This is a genomic window from Nostocoides sp. (genome assembly GCF_035343835.1).
GTDB classification, from domain to species: Bacteria; Actinomycetota; Actinomycetes; order Actinomycetales; family Dermatophilaceae; genus Nostocoides_A; species Nostocoides_A vanveenii.
In genome coordinates, this window is record NZ_DAOQZV010000002.1 from 1 (window position 1) to 18,878 (window position 18,878).

At 68.3% G+C, this 18,878-nt stretch carries 17 protein-coding genes and 1 pseudogene; 10 read left to right on the top strand and 8 right to left on the bottom strand.

The features are described 5' to 3' along the window. Nucleotides 1-360: pseudogene (locus PKH97_RS00330) on the bottom strand (amidohydrolase); the annotation flags it as partial. Nucleotides 361-741: 381 nt separating this feature from the next. On the opposite strand from PKH97_RS00330, the gene PKH97_RS00335 reads away from it, so the two are divergent. The 3 genes from PKH97_RS00335 to PKH97_RS00345 all read left to right on the top strand — a co-directional run bounded on the left by PKH97_RS00335 (nucleotide 742) and on the right by PKH97_RS00345 (nucleotide 4,368). After that, a complete protein-coding gene (locus tag PKH97_RS00335; RefSeq protein ID WP_324385434.1) occupies nucleotides 742-1,005 on the top strand; it encodes a ferredoxin family protein in 264 nt (87 codons plus the stop codon). A gap of 220 nt (nucleotides 1,006-1,225) precedes the next feature. Further along, complete coding sequence (locus tag PKH97_RS00340) at nucleotides 1,226-3,844, top strand: ExeM/NucH family extracellular endonuclease (protein ID WP_324385402.1); 2,619 nt, start codon at nucleotides 1,226-1,228, stop codon at nucleotides 3,842-3,844. A gap of 137 nt (nucleotides 3,845-3,981) precedes the next feature. Then, complete coding sequence (locus tag PKH97_RS00345) at nucleotides 3,982-4,368, top strand: hypothetical protein (protein ID WP_324385403.1); 387 nt, start codon at nucleotides 3,982-3,984, stop codon at nucleotides 4,366-4,368. 12 nt (nucleotides 4,369-4,380) lie between these two features. Here the strand turns inward: PKH97_RS00345 and PKH97_RS00350 are convergent, their stop codons facing one another. Together PKH97_RS00350 and PKH97_RS00355 are read right to left on the bottom strand one after the other, a co-directional pair. After that, nucleotides 4,381-5,373, bottom strand: coding sequence for an LLM class flavin-dependent oxidoreductase (locus PKH97_RS00350; RefSeq protein WP_324385404.1), 993 nt, complete (start codon nucleotides 5,371-5,373; stop codon nucleotides 4,381-4,383). Between the two features lie 80 nt (nucleotides 5,374-5,453). Next, nucleotides 5,454-7,013: an AMP-binding protein gene (locus PKH97_RS00355; protein ID WP_324385405.1), complete on the bottom strand. Its 1,560-nt coding sequence runs from the start codon at nucleotides 7,011-7,013 to the stop codon at nucleotides 5,454-5,456. A gap of 100 nt (nucleotides 7,014-7,113) precedes the next feature. Between PKH97_RS00355 and PKH97_RS00360 the strand changes: the two genes are divergently transcribed. Next, nucleotides 7,114-7,551 (top strand): pyridoxamine 5'-phosphate oxidase family protein, encoded by a 438-nt coding sequence (locus PKH97_RS00360; RefSeq protein ID WP_324385406.1) that lies wholly within the window; start codon nucleotides 7,114-7,116, stop codon nucleotides 7,549-7,551. A gap of 277 nt (nucleotides 7,552-7,828) precedes the next feature. On the opposite strand, the gene PKH97_RS00365 is transcribed toward PKH97_RS00360, so the two are convergent. Next, nucleotides 7,829-8,785 (bottom strand): succinylglutamate desuccinylase/aspartoacylase family protein, encoded by a 957-nt coding sequence (locus tag PKH97_RS00365; RefSeq protein ID WP_324385407.1) that lies wholly within the window; start codon nucleotides 8,783-8,785, stop codon nucleotides 7,829-7,831. Next, complete coding sequence (locus PKH97_RS00370) at nucleotides 8,769-9,260, bottom strand: RimK/LysX family protein (RefSeq protein ID WP_324385408.1); 492 nt, start codon at nucleotides 9,258-9,260, stop codon at nucleotides 8,769-8,771. Before PKH97_RS00370 ends, PKH97_RS00365 begins: the two co-directional genes overlap by 17 nt. Before the next feature lie 25 nt (nucleotides 9,261-9,285). Between PKH97_RS00370 and PKH97_RS00375 the strand changes: the two genes are divergently transcribed. Then, the gene (locus PKH97_RS00375; protein ID WP_324385409.1) at nucleotides 9,286-10,473 is read left to right on the top strand and encodes a RimK family alpha-L-glutamate ligase; all 1,188 of its coding nucleotides are present in this window, start codon (nucleotides 9,286-9,288) and stop codon (nucleotides 10,471-10,473) included. 70 nt (nucleotides 10,474-10,543) lie between these two features. Here the strand turns inward: PKH97_RS00375 and PKH97_RS00380 are convergent, their stop codons facing one another. The 3 genes from PKH97_RS00380 to PKH97_RS00390 all read right to left on the bottom strand — a co-directional run bounded on the left by PKH97_RS00380 (nucleotide 10,544) and on the right by PKH97_RS00390 (nucleotide 13,959). After that, nucleotides 10,544-12,307 (bottom strand): phospholipase D family protein, encoded by a 1,764-nt coding sequence (locus PKH97_RS00380; protein WP_324385410.1) that lies wholly within the window; start codon nucleotides 12,305-12,307, stop codon nucleotides 10,544-10,546. Nucleotides 12,308-12,748: 441 nt separating this feature from the next. Further along, nucleotides 12,749-13,219, bottom strand: coding sequence for a hypothetical protein (locus PKH97_RS00385; protein ID WP_324385411.1), 471 nt, complete (start codon nucleotides 13,217-13,219; stop codon nucleotides 12,749-12,751). After that, complete coding sequence (locus PKH97_RS00390; RefSeq protein WP_324385412.1) at nucleotides 13,216-13,959, bottom strand: phenylalanine--tRNA ligase beta subunit-related protein; 744 nt, start codon at nucleotides 13,957-13,959, stop codon at nucleotides 13,216-13,218. Before PKH97_RS00390 ends, PKH97_RS00385 begins: the two co-directional genes overlap by 4 nt. A 112-nt stretch (nucleotides 13,960-14,071) precedes the next feature. Here PKH97_RS00390 and PKH97_RS00395 point away from each other — a divergent pair, with 112 nt between their 5' ends. The 5 genes from PKH97_RS00395 to PKH97_RS00415 form a co-directional block, all read left to right on the top strand. After that, nucleotides 14,072-14,479 (top strand): TOBE domain-containing protein, encoded by a 408-nt coding sequence (locus tag PKH97_RS00395; RefSeq protein WP_324385413.1) that lies wholly within the window; start codon nucleotides 14,072-14,074, stop codon nucleotides 14,477-14,479. Then, on the top strand, nucleotides 14,476-15,258 hold the full coding sequence (gene modA, locus PKH97_RS00400) for a molybdate ABC transporter substrate-binding protein (protein WP_324385414.1): 783 nt from the start codon (nucleotides 14,476-14,478) through the stop codon (nucleotides 15,256-15,258). Before PKH97_RS00395 ends, modA begins: the two co-directional genes overlap by 4 nt. Nucleotides 15,259-15,296: 38 nt before the next feature. Further along, nucleotides 15,297-16,085 (top strand): ABC transporter permease, encoded by a 789-nt coding sequence (locus PKH97_RS00405; RefSeq protein ID WP_324385435.1) that lies wholly within the window; start codon nucleotides 15,297-15,299, stop codon nucleotides 16,083-16,085. After that, nucleotides 16,082-17,149 (top strand): ATP-binding cassette domain-containing protein, encoded by a 1,068-nt coding sequence (locus PKH97_RS00410; RefSeq protein WP_324385415.1) that lies wholly within the window; start codon nucleotides 16,082-16,084, stop codon nucleotides 17,147-17,149. The genes PKH97_RS00405 and PKH97_RS00410 overlap by 4 nt, the downstream gene beginning before the upstream one ends. 140 nt (nucleotides 17,150-17,289) lie before the next feature. Further along, nucleotides 17,290-18,878: alpha-amylase family glycosyl hydrolase (locus PKH97_RS00415; RefSeq protein ID WP_324385416.1), on the top strand; the 1,589-nt coding region annotated here is incomplete at its 3' end.

The following is an 18,878-nucleotide window of genomic DNA, read 5'->3' on the forward strand; positions in this document are numbered from 1 at the left end:
CGTGTGCGCGCAATCCGGTGTGCGAGAAGCGAACTCGGATGACCAGGAGTTAAGCCAGGGCGCCATGTCCGGCTTGTGGGGATAGAGCATGGCCGTGAACCGCCGCACACCGAACGCGCGCAAAACGGCGAGCCGATCGGCCTCGTCGAGTTTGTAGGTGATCGGCCAGCGCAGGTCGCTCGGGTGCTCGGCTGACCCCAGCGACTCGAAGAAGTGCCACACCTTGGCGAGCACCTGGTCCGGCATGAAATGCGTGTGGATGTCCACGAGTCCGGGAAGGCCGTGACGTTCCAGGAACGCGGCGACCGCGGCCGTCTGCGTCTCGATGCCGGCTGGCAGCGACGAGGAGCCCGGCCTCATGGCGATCGGAGGGGGAGGAAGGCGCGATAGGTCACCGCGGCCGCGCCGCTCGTCGACATGCAGTGGCTGGTCGACATTCACCGGGTCAGCATGGCAGGCGGTATGCCCGCCCTGCCGGCGGCGTCGGCTCGTTCGTGGAGGACGACCAGCATCCTTTGGGACTGCCAGGTGCCAGGCGTCCCAGAATGCCGGACGCAGGCCGGGGCGTTCTCATGGCAACTCCTTGGGGTAAAGAGCATTTACAAGTGCACGAGCATTTAACGAAAGTGCTTTCACTGCTAATGCAATGAGTGATGGGAGGAACCTGGTGACCTATGTCATTGCCAGCCGTGCGTCGACGTCAATGACCGAGCATGCGTCGAGGAGTGCCCGGTCGATTGCATCTACGAGGGCGGCCGGTCGCTCTACATCCACCCGGACGACTGCGGCGCCTGCGAGCCGGTCTGCCCGGTGGAGGCGATCTACTACGAGGATGACGTGCCCGCGCAATGGAGCGGATACATCCTCGACAACGCCGCCTTCTTCGAAGCAACCCTCCCCGGTCAGGACGAACCGCTCGGCTCGCCCGGTGGCGCCGCACGGCTGGGGCCGCTCACCGTGGATGCCCCTCTGGTGGCCGAGCAACCTCCCGGACCCCTGTCATGACCGCCACCATCGATTTCCTCACCCGTCGTCAGGAGCTTGAGGGACCCATCCTGTAGACGTTCGCAACACGTCCAAGCCCCGGGGAATTCACCCCAAGGCTTCCGGTCGCATGGCGGCCGATCCCCGGTTAGCCTCCTGAGCAGTCCAGATTCGGACGCCGGACATCCCGGTCCTCACCGCCACCGCCCAGGAGTCATCGTTGCCGACCCAACGCCCATCCATGCGTCGACCCTCATCCAGCCGCTTCGCCTTCGCTGCCGGCGCGAGTCTCGTGGCCGCGTGTGCGACCGCCCTACCCGCGCAGGCCGCGTCGCCGAAGATCGTGATCAATGAGGCGTATGGCGGCGGTGGCAACTCCGGTGCCACCCTCACCAACGACTTCGTCGAACTCGTCAACACCGGCGCCAGCGCGCTCGACCTGACCGGCTACAAGATCACCTACTACTCCGCGAGCGGCAATCTCGGCGGCACGTGTGCCATCGCGAGCGGGTCGATCGCCGCGGGTGGCTACTTCCTCGTCCAGCTGGCCAAGGGCACGGGCGGCACGGACGCCCTGCCGACGCCCGACGCAAGCTGCACGGCGCCCAACCTCAGCGGGACGGTCGGCTCGGTGGTCCTGCTGGCGAGCGACGGGTCGACGGTCGACACCGTCGGATACGGTTCCACCGCAAGCAAATTCGAGACCATGCCCGCACCCGGGACCGGGAATGCGACCTCGGTCAGCCGCACAGATGGCAAGGACACCGACAACAACTCCGTCGACTTCACCGTCGGTGCGCCGACGCCGCGGAATGCCGGCTCCGTCACCCCGCCCGACCCCGATCCAGTCGTCGCGACCATCGCCGAGATCCAGGGCACCGGGGCGGCGACTCCGCTCGGCGGGCAGCGGGTCACCACGACCGGCGTCGTCACCGCGTCCTACCCGACCGGGGGGTTCAACGGCTTCTACGTCCAGACTGCCGGCAGCGGCGGCACCGCGAAGGCCGCCGGCGAGGCGTCCGACGGGATCTTCGTTTATACCGTCGCCGCGCCGACGGCGACGATCGGAGACTGCTACACCATCACCGGCATACCGGCGGAGTTCAACGGGCTGACCCAGTTGACCAAGCCGGTGCTGACCTCCGCCGCCGACTGCGCGCCCGTCAAGGCAACCGCTCTCGACGCGCCACCGGTGACGGACGCCGGCAAGGAGGCCTATGAGGGCATGCTCGTCGAGCCCGCCGGGACCTACACGATCACCAACAATTTCGACCTCAACAGCTTTGGTCAGCTTGGCCTCGCCTCCGGCACCGAGCCGTTGTGGACCGCGACCGATCGCGTCGTCCCGTCCGAGGCCGCAGCCTTCGAGGCCGAGCAGGCCAAGCGCTACATCACCCTCGACGACGGATCGTCCTGGAACTACCTGACCAATGCGACCGCCAAGCGCTCGCCGCTGCCCTACCTCAGCCAGGCCACGCCGCGGCGCACCGGATCGCACCTCAGCTTCACGGCGCCGGTCATCCTTGACTACCGCTTCCAGTGGAACTACCAGCCAACCGGCCAGGTCGTCGGTGCCGATGCTGGCTTCGTCACCTCCGAGAACGACCGGCCGACGGCTGCCCCGGCGGTCGGCGGTGACCTGAAGATCGGCGGGATGAATGTCCTGAACTACTTCACCGATCTCGGTCAGGACGAGCCCGGCTGCCAGCCCTATCTCGACATCTACGGCACGCCGGTCGCCAGCAACGGCTGCCTGGTCCGCGGCGCCTACACACCGGCGGCCCTGCAGGATCAGCAGGACAAGATCGTCGCCGCACTGGCCGCGCTCGACGCCGATGTCGTCGGATTGCAGGAGGTCGAGAACTCCGCCCGCTTCGGTCATGATCGTGATGCCGCCTTGCGCACGCTCACCGAGGCGCTCAACGCCAAGGTCGGTGCCGGGACATACGCCTATGTCGCGAGCCCGCCGATCACCCCGGTCAGTGAGGACGTCATCCGGCCGGCCTTCATCTACAAGGCGGCGACGGTGACGCCGATCAACACCACGGTGCTGCTCGATAGCCCGGCCTTCGCCAATGCCCGCCAGCCGATCGGGCAGAAGTTCGAGGGCAACGCCTCCGGCAAGCAATTCGTCGTCATCGCCAACCACTTCAAGTCCAAGGGCTCCGGCGCGGACGACGGCACCGGCCAGGGTCTGTCCAACCCCTCGCGTGAGGCGCAGGCCCGCGATGTCACCGCGTGGGCCGACCAGATCTGGCCGGGCGAGGCGATCTTCCAGATCGGCGACTTCAACGCCTACTCCAAGGAGACGCCGGTCCAGATCATCGAGGCCGCCGGCTACACCGACCTGGTGCGCACGTTCAACCCCGAGTCGACGTCCTACCAGTTCGGTGGCCGCCTCGGCTCGCTCGACCATGCCTTCGCCAACGCCAAGGCCCTCGCCATGGTCAGCGGCGCCGATGACGTCAACATCAGCGCCGATGAGTCGGTCGCGATGCAGTACTCACGCCGCAACTACAACATCGTCGACTTCTACAAGCCGACGATGTATGCCGCGAGCGATCACGACCCGGTGCTCGTCGGTGTCATCGCGCCGAAGCTGCCAGTCATCACCAGCACCCAGGACTGCAAGCGCTTCGGCTTCACGGTCGCCGACTATGAGCCCGGTGACCAGCTGCGCATCGAGGGCACCTGGGTCAACCGGCCGCAGAGCCTGACCGTCGCGATCACCGCAGCCGGGTGGACCTCCGGGACCAAGCCCACGTGGAAGAACGCGACGGCGGTCGTCATCCGGGATGGCGTCGTGCTCGAGCGCACGCGCGTCTCGATCACCAAAGAGGCGAGCTGCCGGCCCAACTGACCGGCCCGACGCGGACCCACAACGCGGTCCGGCTGCCCATCCGCAGCCGGGCCGCGGCCATGCGGCCATCGGGTGCGCGTCGCTTTGTCCGGTCCGTGCCACGTTCCGGATGGCTTTTTACGGCTACGGTTAAAAGTATGGAAGCCATCCAGCGAGGCCACGCAGGGGCGCCGCGAGGCCAGACCATCGTGCTCAACGACGCCTTCATCGAGCAGGTAGGCGAGGCAGGCGTGGCCCGTTATGTCGAGGTGCTCGCCGCGGCCGATAGACACGCCGCTGATCACAGCGAGGACGAGGTCATCGCCTTCCTGCGCGACCACCTGGACGGCACGATCCTCGAGCGTGCGAAGACGACCTATGAGGTGCTCGCCGGCATGCTCCACGACAACGAGGGCGTGCTCTCGGTGGTCACCAATGAGGGGAGAGTCCTGCTCGGGGATCCGGATGCCGGGCCCACCGAGGCGGTGCCGAGCGTGCGGGGCACCGAGGACCCGGCCGACCCGGAACGGCCTGTCTACTCCTGACCGGCCCGGGCGTTAGCCCTCGTTGACCTTCGGCATGATCTCCTCGACCAACTGCTTCATGTCGTCCATCGTCTTCGACACCGGGACGTCGGCGAAGGGCGGCCAGAGCATAGGCATGGTCAGGCCGGCGTCGCGATAGCGCTTGAGCATGTCGGTGATCTGTCCTGCGGTGCCGGCGAGCAGGTTGCTGCCCTTGCCCATATTGCTCTGGTCGGTCTCGGTGTCGGTGATGACGAACCAGATCATCGAGCTGATCTCCAGGTCGTCCATCGAGTGGTCCGTGTCCAGCTTGTCGAGCTCGGCCTGGATGGCGCCGCGCCACATCTGCAACTCCTCGGGCGAGTCCTGGATGCCGATCCACCCCGAGAGGTTGTACTTGGCGATGCGGTTCGCCGACCGCTTGGGGTCCTTGAGGCCGCTGAAGAAGATCGGGGGATGCGGCTTTTGCACCGGCTTCGCGCCGAAGCCGCAGCGGTCGAAGTCCGCGAACTCGCCGTGGTATTCGAAGATGTCGTTGGTCCAGATCCCCTGCATGATCTCCAGGGTTTCCCGCACGTGCGTATGCCGTCGCGGGAAGATGTGCGATGCGCTCGCCGCAGCGAATTCCTCGGGCATCCAGCCGGCACCGACGCCCACATTGAGCCGGCCGTTGCTGAGATGGTCGACGGTCGCAAGCTCGGTGGCCAGGACCGCGGGCGCGCGGTAGGGCGTGTCCGTGATGCTCATCCCGATCCGCAGCTTGGCGGTCTTGGCGGCCAGCCAGGGGATCAGCGGCCAGCCCTGGAGAAACTCGCCGTGGGAGGTGACCGGGAGTTGCTTGGGGAAGCCCGGGATCATGCCGAAGGCATACTGCAACTCGCCGCGATCGGAGGCCTCGGGAACAACGATCCGGTCGAGCGTCCATACGGAATCAAAGTCGAGCTCCTCCGCGAGGGCGGTGAGATCTTCAAGCTCCTTGACGGAGACCTTGTCGCGGAAGTTCGGCAGGTACAGGGCGAGCTTCATGCAGGCTCCATTTCGATCGCAGCATCGTCGGTACGTCAGGTCACGGTGGCACAACACCGAGGTCGGCACAAGACCCTTGACTAATGTCCAGGCAATGGTTCCGCGCGCAGCCGCTCACGCAGTTCTCGCTTGACGACCTTGCCGTAGTTGTTGGTCGGCAGCGCGTCGACGAAGCGGTACTCCTTCGGCCGCTTGTAACGCGCCAACGCGGCCAGACAGGACGCGTCGAGGTCGGCGGTTTCCGGAGGCGCGGCGGGGTCGCTCGGCACGACGAAGGCGACGATCGCCTCACCCCACTCGGAATCCGGCTTGCCGACCACGGCCACATCCCGTATGCCGTTGTGCCGCAATAGAGTTTCCTCCACTTCGCGCGGATAGACGTTCATCCCACCGGTGATGATCAGGTCCTTGGACCGGTCGTGGAGAGTGAGGTAACCCTCGCTGTCGAAGCTTCCGATATCGCCGGTATGCAGCCATCCGTCGCGGATGGTCTCGGCCGTCGCCGCGGGCTCATGCCAGTAGCCGCTCATGACGACCTCGCCCCGGACGACGATCTCGCCCGGTTCCCCGGTCGCGACCTCCGCGCCCTGCTCGTCGACGATGCGCACCTCGACATCCGTGCGTGTGGTGCCGACACTGCCCATGTGCGCGGCCCAACGGGCATGCTCGCGGTCCGCGTGGGCAGCCCGGGGCAATGCGGTGATCGTCATCGGCGACTCGCCCTGGCCATAGATCTGGGCGAGCTTGGGACCAAAGGTCACCAACGCCATCTCTAGGTCCGCGAGATACATCGGCGCCCCGCCGTAGATGATCGTCTTGAGGTTGCCGAGATCGGCGGAGCGGAGCGCCGGGTCGCTGGCCAGCCGCTTGACCATCGTCGGTGCAGCAAAGAAGGACAAGCCCGGCCAGCGCTCGATGAGCGCGGCGATCTCGGCGCCGTCGACTCCCCCGGATGTCGGGATCACGCTGACCGCGCCCTTGGCAATATGGGGCAATCCGTAGAGACCGGAGCCATGAGAGAGCGGTGCGGCGTGCAGGATGCTGTCGTCCGGCCCGATTACATCGATGTCGGCGAAGTAACTGAGCGAAGACATCAGCAGATTGCCGTGGGTGAGCGTGGCGCCCTTGGGGCGGCCGGTGGTCCCGCTGGTGTAGAAGAGCCACGCCGGCTCATCCGAGCACCGATCGACCAGCGCCCGTTCAGCAGACTCGCACAGTCGTGCCCAGTCCGCCCCCGGGGCGACGATCGCCGCCTGGACGTCATCGACCGTGGTGACGAGCGGGGCGACATCGTCGGCGTGCTCGGGGTCGGTCAGGACCAGGCGCGACCCGCTGTGCCTGAGGATGTAGGCGATCTCGTCAGGATGCAGGCGGGCGTTGACCGGCACTGCGACGAGACCGGCGTGCCAGATGCCGAACAGGGCTTCGAGGTATTCGGGGCGGTTACGCATGACAATGGCCACCCGATCGCCTTGTCCGAGAGCGTATTCCACAGCAAGGCCACCGGCGATGGCCCGGGTCGTCGCGGCCCACTGCGCCCACGTCGCAAAGACCGTAGCGCCGACGGCAAGGGCCGGGCTGTCCGGTCGCAGGCGCCCATTGCGTTGGACCCACGTCGCGAGGTTCATCGACGTGGCCACCGACTTCTGCTCATCACGGCGTCATGGTAGGGCTCTCACCGGGCCGCCGGAAGGGGCAAGATGAGGGGGTGGAGCGGCATACGGCATAGGGGGTAGAGGCGTGAGGCTCGCGAGCCCGCAGGCCCGACAGCGGCTCGCCGCGGCCGACCACGGCGTGCTGTGCACGGTGCACCATGAGCGCGGGGCCGACGCGGTGCCGGTGGTGTTCGCGGTGATCGGCGATCACCTGGCCGTGCCGATCGATCGGGTGAAGCCGAAGAGCACTGTGCGTCTGCAGCGGGAACGCAATCTCGCGACCGACCCCCGGGCAACATTGCTGGTCGAGCAGTGGGATGCCGAGGACTGGTCGCGTTTGTGGTGGGTGCGTGCCGAATTACGTTGGGCGCCAGAGGTTCCCGAAACCCTCCGCGACTCGCTGACGGAGGGGCTGGCCACGAAGTATCCGCAGTATGCAGACCGGCCGTTCACCGGCGTGCTCGTCCTCGAGATCGTCGCCGTGACGGGCTGGGCGGCGACGGCGCCGCGACCGACGAGCTGAGCCGCCTGCCGCTGGCCTCATTTCGGCCCAGCGCGAGTGAGATGAGCGGACGGGGTTGCCCGTGCTGGCGCTCGGTCGTCGGATCGCGTCATGCGAGGTCGCCGATCTCATGGATGAGGAATGACTGATCTCCTCGATGCCCACGTCGTGATCGCGCTCGCCGTCGCCGAACATGAGCACCACAGCCGCACCGTGGCGTGGCTCGGCGACTGTTCCATGAATTAGCGCCTGTGTTACGAAACCACTGACGCACAGCGGTCCGCGCGAAGTGCGACGTTCAGCTGGCGATATGGACCACGGCGTCGCCGCGGTGGACGACGGGTGCTTCGGTCCGGCCGATGACCACGCCGCTGCGGGAGGCATAGACGGCGCGCAAGGTGCGGCCGAAGGCGTCATACAAGGTGCCGAGTCGTTCGCCATCGGTCACCTCCGCGCCGAGGGCCACGTCCAGACGCAGCATGCCGGAGCGCCGGGCGCGCACCCATTCGCTGGATCGGCATTCGCGCGTCGTCGGCTCGGTCTCGGTGCGCTCGGGGGAGTCGATCATTCCCAGTGCCGCAAGGACATTGCGGACACCGGCGACTCCGGCGTCCACGGCATACGGGTCGAGCCGGAGGTTCTCCCCGCCCTCGTAAAGGAGCACGCACGCGCCGCGCTCGCGCGCCGCCTGGCGCAGCGAGCCGTCGCGCAGCCGGGCGTGCAGGATCACTGGAGCGCCGAAGGCGCGCGCCAGGTGCAGGGTGCGGGGATCGTCGAGGTCGCCGCGGATCTGCGGGTGGTTGGCCCGCCGGTCCGCGCCCGTATGCAGGTCGATCCCCACCTCGCTCTTCGAGACCACCTGCGTCATGAACAGGTGCGCGAGGCGGCTGGCGAGGGAGCCGCGGGTCGATCCCGGGAAGGAGCGGTTGAGGTCGCGGCGGTCGGGCAGATAACGATCGCCGGCCATGAAGCCGAGCACATTGACGACGGGCACGGCGAGCAAGGTGCCACGCATCGTCATGGGTGAAAGGCTGCCGAGGACCTGGCGGATGATCTCGACGCCGACGACCTCGTCGCCATGGACGGCGCCGTTGACCCAGACGACCGGCCCGGGCTCCTTGCCGTGGACGACCCGGACCGGGAGCGAGACATCGCCGCCGGTGACCAGGCGGGTGATGGGCAGCAGGACATCGCGCTGCGCGCCGGGGCGGACCTTGACGTGGCCGAGGCTAAAAGAGTCACGCGCGCGTGGCATCGTGGCCCCAGTTCTTGCGTCGCACAGCGCGGCGGGGGCGCCCGCCGAGGTAGGAGTGGGACGGATCGACGAGGAAGCCCTGCCCGAGAGCTTCGCGGCCGATCAGCAGCCGGAAGCCCATCTGGTCGCGCGCGGCCAGGGTCAAGGCGACCGGGATCGTCCGGCCGAGGATCCGCACGTCGGTCTCGACGGTGATCCGTTCCTCGGTATGCCCGGACGAACTGCGTACGGTCCGCCGCTCGAGGATCGGCCGGATGACTGTGACCGCGTCGTCGGTGGCCCGTTGCCAGGGGTGAATGGTGAAGCGCACCAACGGAATCAGGCCGCCCTGGAGCTCCTCGATGTCGAACGCATGAATGGCGCACGAGCGCGCCCCGGTGTCGACCTTGGCCTTGATCCACGGCACGTCGAGCTCGGGCATGGCGACCCATTCGCGCCACCCGAGGACGGTGCTTGAATTGCCCGGTCCGCTCACCCCGTCATCCTGTCAGGCAGCCCTTGTGAAGCTTGCGATCCTCTCCCGCGCGCCGCGCAGCTACACCACCTCGCGGTTGCGGACCGCCGCGGCCGCGCGCGGGCATACGGTTAAGGTCCTCAACACCCTGCGGTTCGGGATCGACCTCTCCCAGGAGGCTCCTGACCTGCTCTTCCGTGGCCGCCCGCTCTCGCACTACGACGCCGTTCTGCCGCGCATCGGCAACTCGGTGACCTACTTCGGGACGGCGGTGGTACGGCAATTCGAACAAATGGATGTCTACACGCCCAATACCGCGAACGGGATCGCCAACTCGCGCGACAAGCTGCGGGCCACGCAGATCCTCTCGCGCCACAACATCGGCATCCCGCCGACGACCTTCGCGCGCGACCGCGCCGATGTCAGCGCCGCGATCGAGCGGGTGGGCGGGGCGCCGGTGGTCATCAAGCTGCTTGAGGGCACCCAGGGGATCGGCGTCATCCTCGCACCCGAGATCAAGGTCGCCGAGGCGATCATCGAGACGCTGCACAGCACCCGGCAGAACGTCCTGATCCAGAAGTTTGTCGCCGAGAGCCGCGGGCGTGACATCCGGGCCCTCGTCGTGGGGGACCGGGTGGTCGCGGCGATGCGGCGGGTGGCGGTCGGGGACGAGTTCCGCTCGAATGTTCACCGCGGTGGGCGGGTCGAAGCGGTAGATCTGGATCCGGAGTTCGAGTCCGCGGCGGTGCGGTCGGCGCAGATCATGGGCCTGCGCGTGGCGGGCGTCGACATGCTCGAAGGTGCGGACGGGCCTCTCGTGATGGAGGTCAACTCCTCACCGGGGCTGGAGGGCATCGAGTCGGCGACGAAGCTCGATGTCGCCGGCGCGATCATCGACTTCATCGACAACCAGGTCGCCTTCCCCGAGATCGACGTCCGGCAGCGGCTGACGGTCTCGACGGGTTATGGCGTCGCCGAGATCGTGGTGCGCGGCGGCGATCTGGTCGGTCAGTCGCTGGCCGACTCGGGGATCCTCGACAAGGACTTGACCGTCCTCACCCTCCACCGGGGCACGGCGGTCATCCCGCGGCCGGACGGGCGCCGGGTGCTGGAGGAGGGGGACCGGCTGTTGTGTTTCGGCAAGTTGGAGGACATGCGCAGCATGATCCCGGCCCGCCGTGACCGGGCCCGCCGGCTCCGCAAACTCCCGAAGCCCCCGATTCACCACCCCTGACCTGACGGAAAATTCGTCGAAAGGCCGGTTCAGCCCCGTCGAGGGGCCGGTTCAGCAATGGCACGGGCCGTCACTCTTGGGCACCGACGCCAGGCCGACTCAGTTCGCGCAGGCTTTCGTCGCGCAGCACCGTGCCGTCGGGGTCGAAGACGGAATACACCTTTGGGGCCCAACGCATTTGCCATTGCGACAGGTGCGGCAGATCGAAACGGCGCAACTGGCCGGGTGGGCGTGGGCCACGATCGACGCTGCTGGCGACCGCTGCCTTGGCGGTCTGCGCAGCTGTGTTACGCGCATGGTCCATGCGGTGACCATGCTTGCGGCGAGGGCGGGCCAAATGTCGGGCGAGGTGCCGGGGGTCGCGTCGGGCGGAGGCCGTGGGGTCGGTCGCTGCGGCATACCAGCTGTCGAGCGCGTCGGCGGAGGCGACGAAGGCGTCGAAGAGGTCGTGCAGATCGGTAGGGATCTCCTCGGGGATGCAGCCGAGGTGCTCGGCGGCCAGTTCGCGCAGCAGCAGAACCGGGAAGGAGTCGTCCGGTGCGGCGCTGTCGGAATCGCGCTCGTCGACGACCAAGCAGGCGATCTCGGAGTCGCTCGTCCACGAGCGGCGATTGAGGTTGTCCGAACCCACCGAGGCCCACTGATCGTCGATCACGCACAACTTCGAGTGCACGTAAATGGGCAGGCCGGCGGCATTGCACAGGCCGAAGACCGCGACCCGGTCGCCGCCGGTCGCGAGGATCTGCTCCATGGCCAGCCGCCGGCCATAGAACTGCGTGGTCTTAGCGACCGGTGCATCGACATCGGGGATCATGGGCAAGACGATGAGCATCCGCAGATCGGGATTGGCAGTCAGCGCATCGGCAAAGTGCTTGCCGACTTCGGTCGACCACAGGTATTGATCCTCGACATAGATCAGCCGGCGGGCTCGGGCGACGGCCTTGCTGTTGGCTAACGCGATCGAGCGTTCACCGTCGGGGGCGAAGTCATAACCCTTGGGCAGGATCGCAGGATAGGTGCGCACCACCTGCACGGCGGCCGTGCCGCCGGAGACCGGCCCGGGAGGCGGCCACTGCTCGCCCAACGGACGTGGCTCTTGGTCCTCCCCTTGGAGGAAGGAACTGAGAGTGCGACCCGGGTTGAGCGTCAGCGGGGTGGAGTCCTCCCAGCGCTCCCGGAAGGTCGTCTCCACGTCGTGGACGACGGGGCCGCGCAGGGCGGCCTGCACATCGTGCCAGGCGGGGGTGGGGCCGAAGGCGGCTGCGATCTGGAGGGCCTGCGGGTCGCCGGTATGCCGCGCGTCATCGCGTCGTGAGTGGCAGATGTCGATGCCTCCGACATAGGCGACATCGCGGGTGGAGTCATCCCGGTGTCGCAGGATGACGAACTTCTGATGGTGGGCCCCGAGGGTGCGCACGCGCATGTCCCGAAGGCACTGGCCACCGGCCTGGTCGATGTCCTCGCCCAACTGGCGGTGCTTCTCGGCGTGGAAGCCCAGGTAGCGCCAGTGCGAGCGCCACAACAGTCCGCGGACGTCCACGCCCCGCTCGGCGGCCGCGACCAGGCTTGCCGACAGGGTCTGGCCGTCATCGGTCAGTTGCTCGTCGGGGTCGCCTCGCCAGTCGGTGAAGTAGATCCGGTCGCCGGCGTCCATCTGCGCGATCCGCTGGTGCAGGTCCTCGAAGTACGGCCGGCCGTGAACCAGCGCCTGCACGTGATTGCCGGTTGTCCAGCCCGGAGCGGCGCTCGGCGCGGCCAATCGGGAGTGGGGATTCTCGCGCTCTTGAAGGGTCAGGAACCAGTCGGCAACGGCCATGGCCACATCGTGCAGCACTGGAGCCTCCTGCGGGAGGCCGAAATCGGACTCGCGGCCACTTCGACGCTCTGGGCGAAGCCGAAGACCCGGCCCTGCAGTCGAAAGGGCACGACCCGCTGCAGGATCCTGATAGGGCCCAGAATGTCAGCGCGAACCACAGATAGCTGGTGGTCACATTGGCGAGAAGGGTGTTGAGCAAGAGCGCGCGGAAGGACCGCGAGCTTGCCGGCGCTGGATCATCCCCGGCGGCTCTGCGGCCGGGTGGTGCTCCTCGGTGGTGTACATCCGGAAACCTTGAAAGCCACCCAGCGTCATCTCCTCGCCCTATTGAGCAGCCACACACACGGCCGCGAGGCGAGAAGGGGACTGCGTCACCTATCCGTGCAGCAGTCCCCAAGCGGCTCCAACTGCCCTCGGCTCCCACGAACACCGTGGCCAAACCGCTCCAGGAACGCGCTGTCAGGCGGGCGCCGGGGCCCAGTGGGCGACCATCACGGTATACGGGCCGGCTTGTTTGGGCATGTCCGCCGGGGCGTCGGCAAGGGCGGACTCCGGGATGACATTGCGCATCGTCATCGTCGGTGCCTCGCCCGTCAGGTCGTCGAGGTCGATCTGCCAGCCCCAGTCGCCCATATAGGTCGCCGCCAGTTGTGCGCTGTCGGCGGCGCGGGTGCCGGTCAGGATCAGCAGGTCCGGCTGCTGGTGCCAGCTGTCGGACCACGCCGCGGTGACGGCGTCCGAGTCGGTGCTGGGCGCGCCCACCAGCAAGTGACCGTGCTGGTCCCCGTCGGCCGGGTGCACCCAGGTGTAGGCGAGCACGAGCGCCCCGCCTACGCCGCTGATCGTCGCGCTCGACGGGCCGGACGCGAAGTCGTCGGTCGGCATCAGCCGGAAGGTGGAGGTGCCGGTAAGGGGGGTGGGCGCAGTCATACGGGCAATGCTGCCTCAGGTTCGTCGGCCGCGCGGAGCAGTCGCCGGGCGACGGCCAACTGCGGCCCACGGCCGCGCAGCAGGACCAGCAACTCCTCGCCGGCCGCGTGTAGGTCATCATCGGTGACCGGGTCGAGCGCGTCGAGGATGAACAGCGCTTCGGTGGTTTCCTCAGTCAGCGCGGTGCGCCGGGCCTGGCGCCAGTTCCAGCGTCGGCAGGTCACGCCCGCGTCGTCGGCCCAGACGACCTCACCCGGCTCGGGGTGCTCGACGGTGGTCGCGCCCTGCGCGACCGTGTCGAAGGACTCCTCGCCGGTGGCGCGGATGAGGCGGGGCGCGCCGACATACCGGCTCAGATCCTCGCCACCGATCGGGATCCGATGCTTGACGGACACCGCGTTGTAGCAGTCGGTGAGGCGGTTGACGCGCGGCAATCCGTCCGCCGCTCGCCGCAGCAGCGCCTCGAGGCTGTTGCGGGTGCGCTGCGGCTTCGCGCCGAACGCCCGGTAGGCCTCCCGCCAGGACGCGACCTGCGGCACCTCCTCGACCGGCGTCCCCGCCACCAGCCCGTATGCCGTGCCCTCCGCCGCGCGCAGCGCCGCCTCGCTCGCGGCGTCGCCGGGTCCGGGGATCAGGCCGGCTACCGCGATCACCAAGGCGCGATAGTCCGGCCGCAACGCGAAGACGGCCTTCTCGACGTGGGCGTGGGCGCGGACGTCATCGAGGGACTCGGGGCTCATGACCAACTCCGATCGATGATCTGGTGAACGAGTCCGGACGAGCCTAGATGGGACGCGTTCAGCGACCAACCCGCTCCGGAGAAGGCGCAGATGCGGAGCTATTATCTCTGTCATGCCGCAGATCCGGATTCGTGATGCCGCCGCTTTCCTCGGGGTGAGCGACGACACCGTGCGCCGATGGATCGAGGGCGGTCAGCTCAGTGCCGAGACCGATGCCAGCAACCGGCTGGTCGTCGACGGCGCGGCGCTGGCTGCCTTTGCCCAGGCGCACGCGGCGCCGTCGATGGCCGATCCCTCGCCCGTGGAGCGATCGGCCCGCAACCGCTTCGTCGGCTTGGTGACCAAGGTCGTCATGGACACCGTCATGGCCCAGGTGGAGCTGCAGTGCGGCCCCTTCCGCGTCGTCTCGCTGATGTCCAGCGAGGCCGCCCGGGAGCTCAAGCTCGAACCCGGGGTCGTCGCCGTCGCCGTCGTGAAGTCCACCACCGTCATCATCGAAACGCCTCAAGGAGCCTCGTGAACCGCCGCCTCGTCGTCTGTGCTGCCCTGACCCTGCTCGCCGCGACCGCCTGCTCGTCGTCGTCCGACAGCACCCCCACGAGCGCAACGCCCTCGGCGTCTGGCGGGGGCACCCTGACCGTTTTCGCCGCCGCCTCGCTGAAGAACACCTTCACCGCGCTCGGGACACAGTTCGAGGCGGCCCACCCGGGGGTGAAGGTCACCTTCAACTTCGCCGGCTCCTCGGATCTGGCCACCCAGATCCAGCAGGGTGCACCCGCGGACGTCTTCGCCTCGGCCGACACCAAGAATATGGACAAGGTCACCGCTGAGAAGCTCATCGCCGGGACGCCGGTGCTCTTCGCCTCCAACACCTTGGAGATCGCCGTGCCACCGGGCAACCCGGCCAAGATCACCGGCCTGAAAGACCTGACCAATCCCGCGGTCAAGCTGGTCGTGTGCGCCCCGGCAGTCCCGTGCGGATCGGCCGCAGACAAGGTCGAAGCCGCGGCCGGGCTGACCTTCACGCCGGTCAGCGAAGAGCAGTCCGTCACCGACGTGCTCGGCAAGGTCACCACGGGCCAGGCCGACGCCGGCCTGGTCTATGTCACCGACGTCCAGGGCGCGGCCGGCAAGGTCGAGGGTGTGACCTTCCCCGAGTCGTCCGTAGCGGTCAACAAATACCCCATCGGCGCGCTTGCAGCCGCCAAGAATGGCACTCTCGCAACGGATTTCATCGCCCTGGTCACGGGCGCCGACGGTCAGAAGGTGCTCGCGGACGCGGGCTTCGCCAAGCCCTGACGCCGGCCGCCTAGGCTCCGACCGTGACGGACCGACCGATGCGACGCCCGCTGGCATACGGCTCGCTGCCGCGGTGGCTGTTGTTGCCGGCGGCGGTGGGAGCGGCCTTCGTGCTGCTCCCGCTCGTGGCGATCGGCGCCACAGTGCGCTGGGGCAGCTTATGGTCGCTGATCACCTCGGAGTCGTCGCTGGCCGCGCTCGCGCTCAGCCTCAAAACCTCAACTGCTGCCACCGCCGTATGCCTGCTCCTCGGCGTCCCGATGGCGCTCGTCCTCGCGCGCACCACCTTCCCCGGGCAGCGCGTGCTGCGCTCGTTGTTGTTGCTGCCGCTCGTGCTGCCCCCGGTTGTCGGCGGGATCGCGCTCCTCTACACCTTCGGGCGGCGGGGGCTGCTCGGGCACACCTTTCAGGTGCTGGGCATCCACGTCGCGTTCACGACCACCGCCGTGGTGCTCGCGCAGGCCTTCGTCGCCCTGCCCTTCCTCGTCGTCTCGCTCGAGGGCACGTTGCGCACGGTCGGACAGCGGTACGAGGTGGTCGCGGCGACGCTCGGCGGTCATCCGACCTTCGTCTTTCGCAAGGTCACGCTGCCGCTGGTGCTGCCGGGGCTGCTCTCCGGCGCGGTCTTGTCCTTCGCGCGGGCACTGGGCGAGTTCGGGGCGACACTGACCTTCGCCGGCAGCCTGCAAGGCGTGACGCGGACCCTACCCCTGGAGATCTATCTCCAGCGTGAGTCCGACCCGGATGCCGCCGTGGCCCTGTCGCTGGTCCTCGTGGTTATCGCCGTGCTCGTGGTTGGCCTGGCCCAGGGGCGGCGGGCGGAATGAGCGCGCTGACCATGAGCGCGCGGGTCGATGGCCGGGGTCTCGACGTCGAACTGGCTGTCGCGGCAGGGGAATGCGTCGCGATCCTCGGCCCAAATGGCGCCGGCAAGTCCACTCTTCTCGGGGCGCTCGCCGGCACCGTGCATACCGACGGTGGTCGCGCCGACCTCGGCGAACGGACCCTGTATGCCGATGCACCCCAACGCCGTTGGCTTCCGCCCCACGCGCGGGGCGTCGCGCTCCTCGCACAGGACGCGCTGCTCTTCCCGCACCTGAGCGTGCTCGACAATGTCGCCTTCGGGCGCCGGGCGGCCGGCGAGCGGGCGAGTGCGGCGCGTGCCAGGGCGCGGGAGTGGCTGGCCGAAGTGGACGCTGGGGAGCTCGCCGAGCGGCGACCGGCGCACCTCTCCGGCGGTCAGGCGCAACGCGTCGCCATCGCCCGGGCGCTCGCAGCCGAGCCGCAACTCCTCCTCCTCGACGAACCGATGGCCGCCCTCGACGTGGGGGCGGCCCCGATGCTTCGGCGGGTGCTTCGATCAGTGCTGCGCGGACGCACCGCACTGATCGTCACCCACGACCTGCTCGACGCGGTTCTCCTGGCCTCCCGGATCGTCGTCATGGAGCACGGACGCATCGTCGAATCGGGGCCGACGGCCGAGGTCGTCGCTCGGCCCCGGACGGCGTTCACGGCGCACCTGGCGGGGCTGAACCTGGTCGAGGGCCGGGCCACCTCGGCCACGCACCTGCGCAATGACCGCGGCCGTGAGATCGAGGGCATCCCGAATTCGCCACTGTCCCAAGGGGATCTCGTCGTTGCCGTCTTCAGCCCGAGCGCGGTGGCCGTCCATGCCGCACCTCCGGGCGGGAGCCCGCGCAATATCGTCGCGGCGACCATCGCGGAACTCGAGCCGCGCGATGCCCAGGTGCGCGTGCGGGCATACGACGATCACGGGGCGACGCTGCTTGCCGATGTCACGGCGGCCGCCGTCAGCGACCTCGACCTGCATCCGGGCAAGGTCGTGCACCTGAGCGTCAAGGCCACGGCCGTGACGCTCTATCCGGCCTGACAGCCAAAGCCAAGAATGAAGAATTGGTGGCTGGGAGCGCGCCGCATCAAGGATGCCCGAACAATGTCATTGCATTGAGCGTTCAAACCGAAGAAGCTGCGGCATTCCCCAACTGCCTCGAAAGGTGGCAGGGTGGGACGATGGGCACCGACTGGCTGACCGACGCGGTCATCTACGAGATCTATCCCCAGTCCTTCGCGGACAGCAATGGCGACGGGATCGGCGACCTGCGCGGCGTGATCGACCGGCTCGACTACATCGCCTCGCTCGGGGTCGACGCGATCTGGTTCAATCCATGCTTCGCCTCGCCCTTTCGCGATGCCGGCTACGACGTCGCGGACTACGTGAGCATCGCGCCGCGGTATGGCAGCAATGCCGACCTGGTCGAACTCGTCGCCAACGCGCGCGAGCGGGGGATCCGGGTCATCCTCGACCTGGTGGTCGGGCATACGTCCACCGACCACGCGTGGTTCCAGGAGGAACGCGCAGCGGCCGGCCCCAACCCGCTGGGCGATCGCTACATCTGGCGGACCGACGAGCCGAGCGTGGGCTGGGGAATCGACCTGCCGGGCATCCCGGCCTGGGTGCCTTCGCCCGGCCCGCGCCCGGGGTGGTATCTGAAGAACTTCTACGACTCGCAGCCGGCGCTGAACTTCGGCTGGGTGCGGACCGACCCTGAGCAGCCCTGGCGTGATGGCGTGGATTCCCTTGGGCCGCAACGCAATCGCGCGGCACTGCGGGAAATCATCGATTTCTGGCTCAGTCGCGGGGTGGCGGGCTTCCGGGTCGATATGGCTTTCTCGCTGATCAAGGACGAAGGCCTGGTCGACGGCCAGCGCGCCTCCGTCGAGATCTGGCGGGAGATCCGCGAATGGCTCGATGTCGCCTACCCGGAGGCCGTGCTGCTTCCCGAGGGCGACGAGCCCCGGACCGGCGCGCCCTTCGCCTTCTCGGCCGACTTCGCGCTGGTGATTTTCGGCGCCCATGCGAGTCTGTTCGACAACCAGGGCGCCGGGACGCTGCCTTGGCAGACGCCCGGCGAGCCCTTCTTCGGCGCAGCCGGGGCGGGCTCGACGGCGACTTTCCTTCAGGCGTGGGCACGCTGGCATACCGACGATCCCGCGCGGCGCGTCGTGCTCGCAAGCGCCGACCACGACTTCAGCCGGTTGCGCTGCGGCGACCGCACACCCGAGCAACTCGGCGCCGCGTTCACCTTCCTCTTCACGTGGGGGACGATCCCGAGCCTCTATTACGGCGACGAGATCGGCATGCGCTACCTGCCCGGAATGCCGAATGTCGAAGGGGCCGTGTGCAATCCGGGCTATAACCGGGCCGGGTGTCGCACCCCGATGCAATGGGACGACGGCCCCAACGCGGGGTTCTCGAGCGCCCCGGCCGATGCGCTCTATCTGCCCGTCGACCCGGCCACTGACCGGCCCACCGTCGCCGCGCAGGATGGCGTTGCCGGGTCGACGCTGAGCCTCGTGCGCTCGCTGCTCGCGTTGCGGCGGGCCACCCCCGCGCTCCAGGGCCACGCACCCACGCGAGTCGTGCACCCCGGCTACCCCTTGGCGTATGCCCGCGGCGAGACCCATCTCGTCGTCGTCAATCCGCGCCGGGAGCCGGCGCTGCTGTCGGCTCCGGAGGCGCAGGCCGCGCAGTTCGTTTGGGGCTCGGGCGCCGAGGTGCGCGATGGCGCGATCGCGCTGGACGGCTTCGGCTACGGGAT

What these genes read in the sequence shown, in the direction of transcription:
- PKH97_RS00345 (WP_324385403.1), top strand. Translation starts at nt 3,982, where the DNA reads ATGGAAGCCATCCAGCGAGGCCACGCAGGGGCGCCGCGAGGCCAGACC.
- PKH97_RS00365 (WP_324385407.1), bottom strand. Translation starts at nt 8,785, where the DNA reads ATGCCACGCGCGCGTGACTCTTTTAGCCTCGGCCACGTCAAGGTCCGC.
- PKH97_RS00385 (WP_324385411.1), bottom strand. Translation starts at nt 13,219, where the DNA reads ATGACTGCGCCCACCCCCCTTACCGGCACCTCCACCTTCCGGCTGATG.
- PKH97_RS00395 (WP_324385413.1), top strand. Translation starts at nt 14,072, where the DNA reads ATGCCGCAGATCCGGATTCGTGATGCCGCCGCTTTCCTCGGGGTGAGC.
- PKH97_RS00340 (WP_324385402.1), top strand. Translation starts at nt 1,226, where the DNA reads ATGCGTCGACCCTCATCCAGCCGCTTCGCCTTCGCTGCCGGCGCGAGT.
- PKH97_RS00410 (WP_324385415.1), top strand. Translation starts at nt 16,082, where the DNA reads ATGAGCGCGCTGACCATGAGCGCGCGGGTCGATGGCCGGGGTCTCGAC.
- PKH97_RS00350 (WP_324385404.1), bottom strand. Translation starts at nt 5,373, where the DNA reads ATGAAGCTCGCCCTGTACCTGCCGAACTTCCGCGACAAGGTCTCCGTC.
- PKH97_RS00405 (WP_324385435.1), top strand. Translation starts at nt 15,297, where the DNA reads ATGCGACGCCCGCTGGCATACGGCTCGCTGCCGCGGTGGCTGTTGTTG.
- PKH97_RS00390 (WP_324385412.1), bottom strand. Translation starts at nt 13,959, where the DNA reads ATGAGCCCCGAGTCCCTCGATGACGTCCGCGCCCACGCCCACGTCGAG.